The sequence below is a fragment of the Rhodococcus sp. 05-2256-B1 genome (assembly GCF_002258465.1).
Taxonomy (GTDB): Bacteria; Actinomycetota; Actinomycetes; order Mycobacteriales; family Mycobacteriaceae; genus Rhodococcoides; species Rhodococcoides fascians.
Genome location: NZ_NOZA01000033.1, coordinates 1 through 13,280, shown reverse-complemented (window position 1 = coordinate 13,280; position 13,280 = coordinate 1). Strand labels below are relative to the sequence as shown.

Below are 13,280 nucleotides of genomic sequence, written 5' to 3'. Positions count from 1 at the left end.
AGGAGTGGACGCTTGAGTTGGATTCGCTTGAACGACGTTGCCAAGGGATACGACCAGAAGGTGATGTTGCGTGAGGTGTTCTTCCGCCTCGCCGACGGCGATCGCATCGGTCTGATCGGCCGTAACGGCACAGGCAAGACCACTCTGCTGCAGCTTCTTCTCGGCCGAAAGACCCCGGATTCGGGCACTGTCGACGTCACCGAGGGTGCTCGCATCGGCTACTTCTCGCAGTTCTCCGAACTGGACGGCGATCGCAGCATTCGAGCGGAGCTCGAATCTCTCTTCGGTGCCGTCCACGCAATCGAGACCGAGTTGGCCGAGGTCGAGGCCGCATTGGGCGGTGACCTGGACGAGAAGCAGATGTACAAGCTCGTCGATCGTCAAGCCGAACTGCTCGACGCCATGGAGAACAGTGGCGGTTGGACCTACCACCAACAGATCGACACCGTGTTGTCGATGCTCGGATTCAACGCCGAACGACGGGAGCTCCCCGTCGATCGACTGTCCGGTGGTTGGCGCAACCGCGCGGCGTTGGCCAAGATCCTCATCGAGGCCCCGGACGTCCTGCTCCTCGACGAGCCGACGAACTTCCTCGATGTTGCCGGAATCGCGTGGCTCGAACGCTGGCTACGAGACTTCCGCGGTGCGCTACTCGTTGTCTCGCACGACCGCGCATTCCTCGAGCAGGTCGTCACCAGCATCGTCGAAATCGAGAACCATCACCTGCAGACCTATGACGGTAGTTACTCGGAATACGTGCAGCAGAAGCAGTTTCGACTCAAGAACCTCGAACGTGAGTTCAGCAACGAACAGCAGCTGCTGGCCTACGAGCAAGAAGCGATCGGTGATCGTAAGGAAGCAGTGAAGAACCCCAGCGGAGTGCTCAAACGTCGACTGGCGAACATCAAGAAGAGCAAGAGCCCCCGCCCGGTCGACACGGTGGTCACCGCAATCTACGGCGGTTTGCATGTGCACGACAACCTCGCGGAGATCACGGGAATCGCGAAAAGCTATGGCGAGCAACGACTCTTCGAGAACATCTCGTTCACCGTGCACCGCGGTGACCGTATCGCCATCACTGGGCCCAATGGATGCGGAAAGACCACGCTGGTCGACATCCTCGTCGGTGCCGAGCAACCCGACAGTGGCAAGATCAAATGGAAGACCAAGGCACCGTCCTTCATCTATTACAACCAGGTGCTCGCCGATCTCGATCTCGACGACACTGTCTCGCACTCGGTCAACGCGATGCCGGGCAGTCTCGCTCTGACGGCGACGAAGAAAGAAGTCCACCGCTTTCTCACGTTGCTGCAGTTCTCCGAGATGGATCTGAAATCGAAGATCGGCGTGCTGTCCGGAGGGCAGAAGGCACGAGTTGCATTGGCGCAGTGCCTGTTGTTCGGCGCAGGCGTCATCGTGCTCGACGAGCCCACCAACCACCTCGACCTACAGAGCACCCAGGTGCTCGAACGTGCGCTGATGGCCTTTCCCGGCGCGGTGATTCTGGTGAGCCACGACAGGTTCTTCGTCGAGAAGGTGGCATTTCGGCAGCTGTCGTTCGACGGCAAGGGCGGCGTCACCGAAATCGCCGGTGTGCAGATGGCGTGACCAGAGTTGCTATCCGTTGATCTTGGACGCGGACGTGCCCCACTCGGCGTCGCGCAATTCCTTCTTTCTGATCTTGCCCGTCGATGTCTTCGGCAGCTCGACAATGAACTCGACGTTGCGCGGAGCCTTGTACGACGCGATGGCCGATTTCACGTGCGCCACGAGCTTGGCTTCCGAGACGTCCACGCCGGCCACCAGCACCACGAACGCCTTCGGCCGCTCTCCCCATTTGTCCTCGGGCACCCCGATGACCGCAACATCCGCGACGGCAGGATGGCTCGCTAGTGCCTGTTCCACCTCGATGGTGGAGATGTTCTCGCCGCCGGAGATGACGACGTCCTTGGCGCGATCGAGTAGCTGAACGTAGCCGTCGGGATGCATCACCCCGAGGTCACCGGAATGGAACCAGCCGCCCGCGAAAGCCTGTGTCGTTCCGGCCGTGTCGTTGTAGTACCCCTTCATGACGTTGTTGCCGCGCATGACGATCTCACCCATTTCGGTGCCGTCGGGTTCGACATCGATCAAAACCCCACCGGGGCCAGGCTTGTCGCGGACCACGCGCAGACGGTCTGCGGTGAGCATGCCGACTCCTTGTCGAGCCAAGCGACGGGCCTGTTCGTCGGCGTCCAGTTCGAGCCATTCCTGCTTCGCCTCGCACACCGAATACGGACCGTAGGTTTCGGTGAGGCCGTAGACGTGTACGAGCGTTGCTCCCAATGCTCGAATCTTGGCGATGATCGTCGGGCTCGGAGGAGCTCCCGCAGTGACGATGGTCAACGGTCGATCGAGTGAATGTGCCTGTGCAGCAGTGGCGAGAGTGGTCAACACGGTCGGCGCACCGGCAAGGTGATCGACGCCGTTGTCGATGGCCGACCAGATGGCGTCGCCGCGCACTCCGCGAAGGCACACGTGGGTGCCGGACGCGGCCGTGACCGCCCACGTGGTGCACCACCCGTTGCAGTGGAACATCGGCAGAGTCCACAGATAGCGGGTGTCGACCCCGAATCCCTGGTGGTGAAGTTCTCCCAGGGAATTGAGGTAAGCACCGCGGTGGGTGTACATCACGCCCTTGGGTCGACCGGTGGTGCCCGAGGTGTAGTTGATCGTGATGGTCGACGTCTCGTCGTCGACCTCCCAATCCATCGGTTCGTCCGTGCCCCGTTCGAGGAACGCGTCGTATCGCGTGGTGTGCGGCAGCCTGTCGTACGTGCCGTCCACCGAGGGGGTCTCGACGATCTCGGTGACCGAATCTGCGATGGGATCTGTTCCGAGACCGGCCAGCAGTGCCGAATCACCCACCAACAGAACCGAACCGGAGTGATCGCAGATGTACCGAACTTCGTCCGGCGAGAGCCTGGTGTTGATCGCGACCAGAACGGCACCGGCCAGTGGCACCGCGTAATGCGCGAACAGTAGCTCTGCCGAGTTCGACGCCATGTAGGCCACCCGATCGCCGTGGCCGACCCCCGACGCGCGCAGTGCATGCGCGAGCCGGGTGACGGCGGCGGCGAACTGCTCGTAGGTGAAGGTGCGCGGACCATCCTCCACGGCGATCTTGTGGGGATGAACCTCCGCAGCGCGTTCGAGAAAGCGAAGTGGTGTCAGCGGAGTATCCAGACCGGTCATGCCAGCCAATGTAGCGCGCACTACGAGGCCAGATCTGATTTGTCGATACGTTCGCGCCCACCGGTAAGGTCGGCGCGTTCGGCGGCGGCACGGCCTGCACGTCGACCCGCATGATCGCGTGCCTCGATACGCACCTCCGTTGTCGACGGATACATGGCCGTGAATGCCTTGTTCACGGCATCGCTGCGCTCGGCCAAGATCGGCAGCAAGGCGCTACCGTGATGCTCCGACGCCGCCTTTGTAGCTCGCTCCCGAGCTTCCAGCAAGCGCTGGCCGATACGGTGGGCGTACGCGATCAGAAAAGATTTCCTGAAGCTGCGACCTCGGGCTTCCGGTGATTCGGCAAGTTCGTCGAGTGCGCGAGAAGACTGCACGAGTAGCGATGTGAACAGCAGCTCGCACAAATCCAGATCGACTTCGAGCCCGACGATGTTGACCAGAGCGAATCGCTTGTACCACAGGGTTCGGGCACCATTTGCTTCGTAAACACTGTGCAGGAGAAGAGACTTGGCCTCCGAGTACGGACTGTCGACCAAGATGCGGCGGGTGGTGACGTCGCCGATCGAACCGCGCGGGTTGTCAGATTCGAGCAGCGCATGGCCGATGGCATAGCGGGTCATGAGATCTTGAGCCTTCGCCGAAAACGCCTCGGCCTCGGCTGGAAACTGGGTGGACTCCGCCTTTGCCAGTAACCCCCGGATCTTGCCCAGCATCTTGGGATCCGAGACGCCGCTCTTGCGGGCCGACGACGGTGCTGCCGAGGATCGAACCGACGACCACTGCGATGGAATGGGAACCAGCTTGTCGAGTGAACCCAGTGAGGTCGTATGACCGAGGACGGTCAACACCGTGTTCCAGGAGTCGGACGTGGAGACCCGAGGCCTCGCACACCACCTTCGGAGGCGTTCGACGGACACGCCTGCGGTGGAATCGATTTTCAGATCGATCAGTTGCTCTCGCCAGGAATCGGGTGCGTTGGTGAGGGCAGCGGAACGCCCCGCATGGGTGGCGATCGCCTCCACCACGAGCATCCCGGCCGCGCCCCCGACCATCTTTCGAGTAGCGTGCGCGAGTTCGGCCGGCTGCCAACCGATCTCGAACAACCTGTCGACAGAGTGGTCGAGTATCCGTGCTGATACGGCGTACGCAGGATCGACTTCGGGCGTGCACTCGAATTTCGCGAGACGGTCTGCAACCAGCCGAACGTACGCCTTCCAACCTGACCCTCGAGTGGCGTAGTCAAGGCCCATTTCGACGAGGCGAACCGGATCCGCGTCCGGCCGGATTTGACCGGTGCGGTGAAAATTTTGAAAACTGTCCAGATCGATACGACTCATCGTCGTCCCCTCCACGTCCCCCGGTGTGGTCCCCGAACTTTTCGGTGAATCGCAGAGTAGGGGAGGGGTCCGACAAGTTATTCGAACATGTCAGCGAGGAGCGAGCATCAGCAGCAATTCTTCCACCGACGGCAGGCCGGGAATCACGGGAAGGTTCGGTACAGGAGAAGCAGTGGGCGGCGCCGTCAACTCGACGCCGCCTAGCGCTGTCAGGACGTCGTCGGTCTGTGAGCGGCGCGGTCCATACGTGTTGGAAGCGACGACGAATTCGTCACCGATCGACGCGGACGCAACCACGCTCGATCCGTCGTCGGCCCATCCCCATTTGCTACCGGTCACGCCGGGTAGTTGCTGGGTGCCCCAGTCCTGCGCGGTTCCGTCGGCTGCAACCGGTGCGGCGGAGTTCATCCAGCCGAGGACCGGGCTGGCGGGGTCTGTTCGCTTCTTCGCCGCTAGGAATCGCACGGTGTCGGCTGTGCTGGTGTAGGAACTGCCCCAGAAACCGCCCCGTGAGGTAGAGGTGAGTCCGAACTCCGTTGCCGTCGAATCGATGGCCCAGGGATATTTGTTGTCGAGTACCGAGGCGGCACCGTCGTCACTGGCCTGGACCATGCGCGCGGCCAGGTCGCGATCTCGCGGCGAACCGTCTCCGAAGCGAACGACGTAGTCGGCCATGTAGAGCTTGACCGTCGACAGCCCGGGACGTGCCGAATTGTCCTCCGCGCTGCCGACGTACGTACCCGTCGGGACGTGTTCGTACGAGATCGACGTCCGCGCCGGCACATCTGCCAAATCGCCCGCTGTGGGCAGAGCCTGCGCCGGTGCGGCGCACGCGAGCGCAATGGCAATTCCGACAAATGGGACAGCGGCTGTCGCTGTGATGCGTCGCAGGGCCGGCATCTCGGTCTCCTCGAGGTGTTGGCCCGCCGCGAATCGGTGGCCGATACACCCCAATCTACCCCGATGGTCGTCGCTTCAACCTCACGCTCGGACCGGATGAATGTGGCTTTGTTGCACTCAGAACGACTGACAGTCGCATTGATCCCGACCGGGTGGGGTGTCGGAGCCGAGCGGTCAGGATCGGCGCAGTGCCAGCAATTTGTCTTTCGAGCGCCGCAGCGACCCTCGACCCGAGCTCGCCGTCCATGCGCTCGGCAGATCGATCGGATCGGTCAGGCGGCCTGCGTTGAAGTCGTCGACCAGATGTCCGACGGTCTCCTGAGCACACGACTTGTTGGTGCCGATGAAGCCCGAAGGTCCTCTCTTGATCCACCCGGTGACGTACGTACCGGTCGACGGGGATCCGCCCACTTCCTCGAGGACGCGGCCGCCGAGGTTGGGGATGATGCCGACTGCGTGATCGAACGGAATTCCCGGCAGCGCGACGCCGCGGTATCCGATGGAGGTGAGGACGAGGCCGGCGTCGATCGTTTCGATCTCGCCGGTGGCGGTACTGCGCACCACATCGTCGGTGTCGGCGGTCAGACCCATGCGCTCGAACTCGACCCCGGTGACCCGATCCGTGCCCAGGATTCGAGTGGGGGAGAGCAGGTAGCGCAGCGTGACGCGCTTTCGGCCGTCGATGTGCTCGGGTGACTCGTCGACGTGCCGCAGCAGTTGCAGCTTCTGGGCGACGGCGTGAGGCAGGTCGTTGGTGCCGGCCAGTCGTACCGTCACCGGATCCAGTGCGAGCTCGCTGCGGTCGACGGTGAGATCGATATCGGGGACGGTCAGCAGTCCCGCGAATTCGGGCACGGTGAATGCGGATTGCGCCACGCCGCGCCGACCGACGACCATCACCTCTCGAATGGCACTGTGGCGCAGCGCTTCCAAGGCGTGGGGGGCGATGTCGGTCGCGGCGAGTGCGTCGGGGTCCATGGTCAGGATCCGGGCCACGTCGAGTGCGACGTTGCCGTTGCCGATGACGACCGCTCGTTCGTGTGACAGATCGAACGTGCGGTGAGCGTGATCGGGATGGCCGTTGTACCAGGCGACGAAGTCGGTCGCCGACGTGCGCCCGGGCAGTTCGGCTCCGGGGATACCGAGTTCGCGATCCGACGACGCTCCGACCGCGTAGATCACGGCGTGATGGGTGTCCATCAACTCGTCGTGCGTCACGTCTTTTCCTACCTCGACGCCGAGGTGATAGGTGAATCCCTCTTGCGCCGAGATGGTTTCGAACAGCCGTGACACTTGACGCGTCTTCTGGTGGTCGGGTGCAACGCCCAGGCGTGCCAGACCGTGCGGTTGCGGAAGCCGATCGTAGACATCGACGCTGACCCCCGGCTGCGTGAGCAGCTCGTCGGCCGCGTACATCGCTGACGGTCCGGACCCGACGATCGCCACCCGGAGCGGTTGGCGATCTCTCGACACCGAGGCGGCCGGCGTGACCGGAGCCAGAATCGGCCGTGGCGGCCGCTCCTGCTTGTAGAAGTCGGCGTTGATCGTCAGGAACGGAAGTTGAGCCTCGGTCAGTTTGGCCTGGGGAACGATGGCGTCCACCGGGCAGGCCGACACACAGGCACCACAGTCGACACACGACTGCGGGTCGATGTGCAGCATTTCCGCCGTCAGGAAGTCCGGCTCGTCGGGGGTGGGGTGTATGCAGTTGACGGGGCACGCGTAGACGCATGACGCGTCGCTGCAACATGATTGGGTGACGACGTGGGGCATGTGGGGTTCCTGACGGCGGGCGCTGCTGTACGGATAACTGGCGCGTGGGGTGTCGAGAGGGCTATGCGGCGAACTGGCTGGAGCTGCGGTCCGGCTCACTACGGAAACGTGATGCCTTGCCGTCGATTCCGCACAGCTTCCACATCAGGCGAGCCGCCCGGTTCATCATTCCGGTATCGGTGGCCAGCATGCGCACATCACCGAAGTAGTCCTGCAGAGCGTGCTGCGACTGCTCGGTTCCCCAGAAGAGGTCCTTCTTGACGCTCTTCGGAATGTCGAACTTCGTCCAGAATTTCTTCGGCGGGATGACGATGACGTCGCACAGAATGCGCATCGTGACGGGGAAGGCCAGCGACAGCAGGAAGCGTCCGATCTTGGACATCTTGGGCACACGACGACGCAGGAGCTGGTGCGCGAAGGAGATGTGGCGAGCCTCCTCGGCCACGTGAATGGCCATCACGCTCTGCATGATCGGATGGATCTCTTCGCCGGAGCGGAGCACCGACTTCTGGATGTGGTCGATGGGTTCCTCGCCTGCGAGGACGCCGACGAAGAACAATTCGGGTAGCAGCGTCGCGAACAGGGGGATGAACGGCGAGAGCATCTTCATCGGTCGACTCATGCCGGGAGCGTCGGAACCCACCCGATTGACCATCTCCTGGAACATCAGGGTGTGGTTGCACTCTTCGATGGATTCGTGGGTGCAGTAGCGCGCCTCGGCCGAACCGTTGGGCAGCGAGAATACGTACTGCATCATGCCGCGGATCAGAATGTTCTCGAACTGCAGGCCGACCTTGGCGACATTGGCCTGACGCCACATGCCGATCTCGATCTGCCGGTCCAGCGGCAGGGACTTGTACCAGTCATGGCCCCCGATAGGGTCGGTCTTGGCGGGCAGTACCCAGCGGGGATCATTGGCGGGAACCGCGAACTTCTCGGACTCCCAGTCGATGTCGACGTAAGGATCGAAGTGTTTGTGCACCGAACCCTCGGACAGCAACGTGAGTGTTTCGTTGTACTGCTGCTCATCCGTGGCGTCGATGTCCACCGAAACGGACGTGGTGCCGGTCGTCAGTGTCATGGCTTCTCCAAACGTGATGCGAACATGGAGTTAATGTAACCCCAGTTAACATGAAAGGGAAGCCCGTCGAAACTTTGCTGTTCGGATGGCGCTACTGATCGTCCGAACGCTCGTCGGACACCTCCGCGACTTCGTCGGTCTCGAATAGCTGCAATTGGATCGCCGACGGATCGACCACAGGAGTGACCTGTTCGGGGGTGCTCCGCAGCACCTCCCGCAGGGCAGCCACTGCGCTGCCCCAGTTCGCGGCCTCGCGATCCGCCTCGTCCACATCGCAGTGTTCGTCGCCCAGGTCCGCGGCTACCGCCATGCCGCGCCACGATGCCTCCTGCTCGGCGCTGATGCGGAGATACGACACGACCACGTCACGGTCCGAAGAGCAGCACTCGAGGACGGTGCGTGGCTCGACAGCATCGGGCGAATCCGCGATCAGCTCAATCAACGCGAGCAGACCGTCCGGGAAGTCGTCACCTTCGAGGACCGGAGGGGTCGGTTCGCCGAGCCTGCCCCCGAAGTCCTCGGCGAACTTGTCGTCGACCTGCTCCCACACGTGCGAGAGCATCCGGACCGCCCACAGCAGGTGATCGGCCACGAACGGTGATCCGCTGACACGTACCTGGGCCACAATGCAGTCCTGGACGAGATGCAACATCACATCCGGAAGCTGCACGTTGAGATCGACCAGCAACTCGGCCGCGCGGGTGCGACCGGTGACCGCGTGCACCAACGTCGAGTTGATCTCGACGACCGGCTCGGTGGATTTGACCGTGACGTATGCGGTGCCGTTGACGAATCGCAGAGGGATGTCGCCGTCGGGGTCGTGATCGGGCGGAAAGCCGAACCAGGGTTCGAGTGCACGATCGACGAGTTGCTGCAGGTGGTCCTTCCCTTTCGGCTGCACGCACAGTGGAACGACTGCCGAGACGGGTTCGGTGCTGGCCTCGAAGCTCGGCACGTCGTAGCGTCCGGTGGCCCGCGAACTCAGAAAAGACGGGTGTGGCAGGCCCCAGATGTCACGGAACACCGCGACCGTCTTCTTCGCCAGATCATCGGACCACGAGCGATTGCGGTCGACGTGTGGTGGCGTCGGCTCGGAATCCCGAGACGTTCGAAAGCCCAACGCGTTCAGTGCTTCTCGCTGAGCGTCAGTGATGGCGCGACTACTGTGTAGGTGCTCGTTGGCGGGCAGCTCGCAACGAACCATGTCGAGATCCCAGGCGTAGAACTGGACGCAGGCCGCGGTGTCCGGAACGCCGTCCGTGCTGTCGTATCGAGACTCGATCACCAAGGCGTCACCGTCGCGCATGGCGCTGACGTACTCGCCGAGCCGGCGCTGGAAGTGCATCCATGCCGAGTCGACGTCGAAGTCGAACTCGAGTGAATCGCTCATGTCGGCTCCTTACCCGAATCGCGCTGAGATAACGCGGCGTCGGTCACGCTAGCGGCGAGCACCGACAGAGTCTCGGCGCGCGCGAGTGCGTTCACGACGACGCCGAGTCCTCGAGCGGCCCGTGCGTCTCCTCGTCCAGCGCCCCGAAAGGGTGCGCCTCGGCCACCCCGTCCAGAACAGCGGGACGCAGCGCATGTGGAACCGCCAGGACCTCTTCGATTCGCACGAGAATGCCTTGCTCGATCAGAGATCGAACCCGGTGGTCGATCAGCTGCGCCGTCCGCAGGTCCTCACCTTCCAAATCGGCGTAGTCCTCGCCCTCGTTGTTCAGAGGCAGCTCGTCGGTCATCGCGGCCAGCAGGGTCTGAACCGCGAACGTGTTGGCCAGCGAACGGGACACGTCGGGGTCGTCGGCGTCTCCGGACAGCTGCACTCGGACGTGTTCGGCAACCAGCTCATGAACGGTCTCCGCCTCACGCTTGGCCAGAGACGGGGCGTTGTCGCCGAGCTTGGCCGTGTCGCCGTCGATCCGGACCAGTTCGGTCGCGATGGCCGTCGACCAGTAATCGACGGCTGCAACGTCCGAGGACTCGGTGAGTCCGGCGGGGTCGAGTGGGGTCGGGCCGACGGCGGTGCGTAGATGGACGTCGTCCGACACTGCGAGTCCGTCGGCGACGCGAGCAACGATGTCATCGAGCGCAGGTAACAGCGGCAGAGCCGAAATGGCCGCAAGCTCCTGGTCGAGCGACACGTTCGGCAGATCGATGTCGTCTGCGTCGAGCATGTCGGGCTCGTCGCCCTCGAGGAAGTCGGAGAGGTCTTCCATGCAGTGTGCGTAGTCCTCGGGGCTGCCGTCCCACAGATCGGTCTCGTCGAGGAATGTCAAATACTGCAGTGACGTCAGAACGAGGTTCACTGCCGTGTCCTCGGCTGTCTCCGATTCCTCCTGCAGAATGCGTTCTGCAGCATCCACCAGCAGGTGCGCATCGGCGGGAATCCACGCGCTGGGGGAGAACCCGTGGCGCGCACCGGACAACTGGGTCAGTGTCGACGACACCAACCGTGAGATTGCCTCGGCCTGCTCCGACATCTCGCTCTCGTCGAGCCACTCGACGAAACCGTCGATCAGATCGCTGATCCGCTCGGATACGACACCGGTCGGTGCCGGCCGGGATTGCTGGTGACGCCGTTGCCGGGCCTTGGTCTTTTCTGCGCGTTTCTGTCCGCGGTTGGCAGGCCGCTTCGATCCCATGGCTCGCAGCTTATCCGCTGGCATGTCCGGTTTCGTCGCGCGACGCCTCTAGCCGCGAAGGAACGAGTCCGCGGAAGCGGCCAGTGCAGCCTCGGGTGCCCGGCGGTACAGCTCGGCCGGGCGACCGCCACCTGCCGTCGTCGTCGTGCTCGTTCCCTCGAGCGCGGTGATGACGTGGCGGCGAAACGTGTCTTTGGAGAACGCGCGATCGAAGACGATTTCGTACAGCGACCGCAGTTCGAGGAGCGTGAAGGTGGAATCCAGGAATCCTGCGGGGTCGATCTCTCGCGCGTAGCGAGCTCGGAGGTCCAACACTGCCTCGGTGACCATCTCGCTGTGATCGAACGCCAGTGTCGAGCTCGGCACCACACCGTCGATGGCGACCGATTCGGCTGTGGCAGGCAGTGATCGACTCGGTGTTGCTGCGCCGTGCGCCATCGACAGCACCCAACCGCGGTCGTCGCGGCCGGGCTCGTCGAAGAGCTTGAGTTGGTGGAACTGCAGATCGACGATGTTCGCCTTGGACTCGAGTGCGCGTTCGGCGGCTTCGGTCAGGGTTTCCGACGGGCGCAGAAACGTTCCGGGAAGTGCGAGGCCCCGCTCAGTGGGCACGACAACGACCTGTAGCTGCTGTTCACGGACCGTCAGGACCGCGACATCGACCGCAACCGAAGGGCGCGGGTAATCGGTCAGAGCCTTGCCGTCTCGGTCCGTCCACGTCATGGGTTGCAGCTTAGCGCAAGTCTGATCTATTGTTAGATCAACAATGATCTAAGGGGTAGCGAATGAACTTGACCGACAACCAGCGGGATCGGGCGCGTGGGGTGCTGCTCGGCACTGCAGTGGGCGATGCGTTGGGAGCGGGGTACGAATTCGGATATCCGACGCCGGAGACCGCCATTGCGATGATCGGGGGCGGCGCGTTCGACTGGGCCCCGGGGGAATGGACCGATGACACGTCGATGGCACTGTGCGTTGCGAGCGCTCTCGAGATCGGCGGAGACGTCGATGAGGTGGCAGCGAACTTCCGCGCCTGGTTCGCGGTGAATCCTCCCGACGTCGGCAATCAGACCCGGAAAGTGCTGTCGCAGAGAGCGAGCACCGGATCGGAGATGGCCGCGGTCGCGGCGTCGCTGACCGGCCGGACCGGTGGAAACGGCTCGTTGATGCGGACCGCGCCCGTCGCGCTGGCCTATCTCGACGACGTGACCGGATGCCGGGCTGCTGCGGAGCGGATCAGCGCGCTGACCCACTCCGATCCTCGTGCCGGTCAGGCATGTCAACTGTGGTCGCACGCGATCCGGCACGCGGTGCTGCACGGAACGTACGACGGTATCGCCGACTTCCTGCGCCACGAAGAACCCGATGTCCGGGACTTCTGGCAGCCGCTGCTGGACAGCGCTCGGGAGGGCGAGCCGACCGACTTCCCGGAGAACGGTTGGGTCGTGCACGCGCTCCAGACGGCCTGGTGGGCGATACTTCGCGCGGCAGATGCATCGTTGCCCCTTCCTGCCGCGCTCGAACTGTGTGTCCGAGCAGGCGGGGACACCGACACCACCGCCGCGATCGCGGGCGGACTTCTCGGTGCACGGTGGGGCGCGTCGGCGGTCCCGACGCAGTGGCGCGAGCTGGTCCACGGCTACCCGGGGCTGCGCGCCGACGACCTCGATCGCATCGCCATCGCGATCGCCGAGAGAAAGGACGACGCATGACGATCATCGACGTAGTGCATGGTGATATCACCGAGGTGGCCGCAGACGCGATCGTCAATGCGGCCAACACCCGACTCCTCGGCGGTGGCGGGGTGGACGGCGCGCTGCATCGGGCCGGAGGCCCCACGATCCTCGCGGAATGCAAGGCGTTGCGGGCCACCACCTTGCCCCACGGCCTCGACACCGGTGCCGCTGTGGCCACCACCGCAGGCAGGTTGCGCGCCAGTTGTGTGATCCACACCGTCGGCCCGCGCTACTCGAAGAACGAAGACAGATCCGAACTACTGCGCCTGTGCTACCAGCGCAGCCTGGCGCTGGCGGCGTCGATGAATCTGAAATCCATCGCCTTTCCGCTCATTTCGGCCGGGTCCTACGGTTGGCCGATGCACGACGCCATCACCCAACAGGTCGTTGCCGTCAAGGCAGCGCGGCCATCCGTGGACCTCGTCATGCTCGTCGCATACTCCCGCGAGGCTGCCGAGCTGACACGGCGGATGGTGGGCTAGCTGTTCTTCCCGGGGACGTTGTGGACGGTCAGTCGCTCGATGGGTGACTTGCCGCCGATGCCTGTGTGGGGTCGGTGGTGATTGTAGTGGTGGAT

Annotated in this window: 11 protein-coding genes and 1 pseudogene; 3 read left to right on the top strand and 9 right to left on the bottom strand. The window is 63.5% G+C overall.

The window, feature by feature from the left end; genetic code table 11:
• Window positions 1-12 precede the first annotated feature (12 nt).
• Complete coding sequence (locus CH285_RS22195; RefSeq protein ID WP_176458636.1) at window positions 13-1,608, top strand: ABC-F family ATP-binding cassette domain-containing protein; 1,596 nt, start codon at window positions 13-15, stop codon at window positions 1,606-1,608.
• A gap of 9 nt (window positions 1,609-1,617) precedes the next feature.
• On the opposite strand, the gene CH285_RS22190 is transcribed toward CH285_RS22195, so the two are convergent.
• The 8 genes from CH285_RS22190 to CH285_RS22155 form a co-directional block, all read right to left on the bottom strand.
• On the bottom strand, window positions 1,618-3,234 hold the full coding sequence (locus tag CH285_RS22190) for an AMP-binding protein (protein ID WP_094643643.1): 1,617 nt from the start codon (window positions 3,232-3,234) through the stop codon (window positions 1,618-1,620).
• Window positions 3,235-3,254: 20 nt separating this feature from the next.
• Complete coding sequence (locus CH285_RS22185) at window positions 3,255-4,571, bottom strand: DUF2786 domain-containing protein (protein WP_141215032.1); 1,317 nt, start codon at window positions 4,569-4,571, stop codon at window positions 3,255-3,257.
• Between the two features lie 90 nt (window positions 4,572-4,661).
• On the bottom strand, window positions 4,662-5,471 hold the full coding sequence (locus CH285_RS22180) for a hypothetical protein (RefSeq protein WP_094643641.1): 810 nt from the start codon (window positions 5,469-5,471) through the stop codon (window positions 4,662-4,664).
• A gap of 174 nt (window positions 5,472-5,645) precedes the next feature.
• On the bottom strand, window positions 5,646-7,244 hold the full coding sequence (locus tag CH285_RS22175; RefSeq protein ID WP_052054977.1) for an FAD-dependent oxidoreductase: 1,599 nt from the start codon (window positions 7,242-7,244) through the stop codon (window positions 5,646-5,648).
• Window positions 7,245-7,305: 61 nt separating this feature from the next.
• Window positions 7,306-8,325 carry an AurF N-oxygenase family protein gene (locus tag CH285_RS22170; protein ID WP_032364396.1) on the bottom strand — a complete coding sequence of 340 codons (1,020 nt, stop codon included), beginning with the start codon at window positions 8,323-8,325 and terminating at the stop codon, window positions 7,306-7,308.
• 91 nt (window positions 8,326-8,416) lie between these two features.
• Window positions 8,417-9,715, bottom strand: a complete 1,299-nt coding sequence (locus CH285_RS22165) for a T3SS (YopN, CesT) and YbjN peptide-binding chaperone 1 (protein WP_051365202.1) — start codon at window positions 9,713-9,715, stop codon at window positions 8,417-8,419.
• A 91-nt stretch (window positions 9,716-9,806) separates the two neighbouring features.
• Window positions 9,807-10,967 carry a hypothetical protein gene (locus CH285_RS22160; RefSeq protein WP_255032348.1) on the bottom strand — a complete coding sequence of 387 codons (1,161 nt, stop codon included), beginning with the start codon at window positions 10,965-10,967 and terminating at the stop codon, window positions 9,807-9,809.
• 48 nt (window positions 10,968-11,015) lie between these two features.
• A complete protein-coding gene (locus tag CH285_RS22155) occupies window positions 11,016-11,690 on the bottom strand; it encodes an NUDIX hydrolase (protein ID WP_094643640.1) in 675 nt (224 codons plus the stop codon).
• Between the two features lie 62 nt (window positions 11,691-11,752).
• Between CH285_RS22155 and CH285_RS22150 the strand changes: the two genes are divergently transcribed.
• Both CH285_RS22150 and CH285_RS22145 read left to right on the top strand, forming a co-directional pair.
• Window positions 11,753-12,679 carry an ADP-ribosylglycohydrolase family protein gene (locus CH285_RS22150; RefSeq protein ID WP_094643639.1) on the top strand — a complete coding sequence of 309 codons (927 nt, stop codon included), beginning with the start codon at window positions 11,753-11,755 and terminating at the stop codon, window positions 12,677-12,679.
• Complete coding sequence (locus CH285_RS22145) at window positions 12,676-13,185, top strand: O-acetyl-ADP-ribose deacetylase (RefSeq protein WP_027497701.1); 510 nt, start codon at window positions 12,676-12,678, stop codon at window positions 13,183-13,185. The genes CH285_RS22150 and CH285_RS22145 overlap by 4 nt, the downstream gene beginning before the upstream one ends.
• Here the strand turns inward: CH285_RS22145 and CH285_RS22140 are convergent.
• Window positions 13,182-13,280: pseudogene (locus tag CH285_RS22140) on the bottom strand (IS481 family transposase); the annotation flags it as partial. The gene CH285_RS22145 and the pseudogene CH285_RS22140 overlap by 4 nt on opposite strands.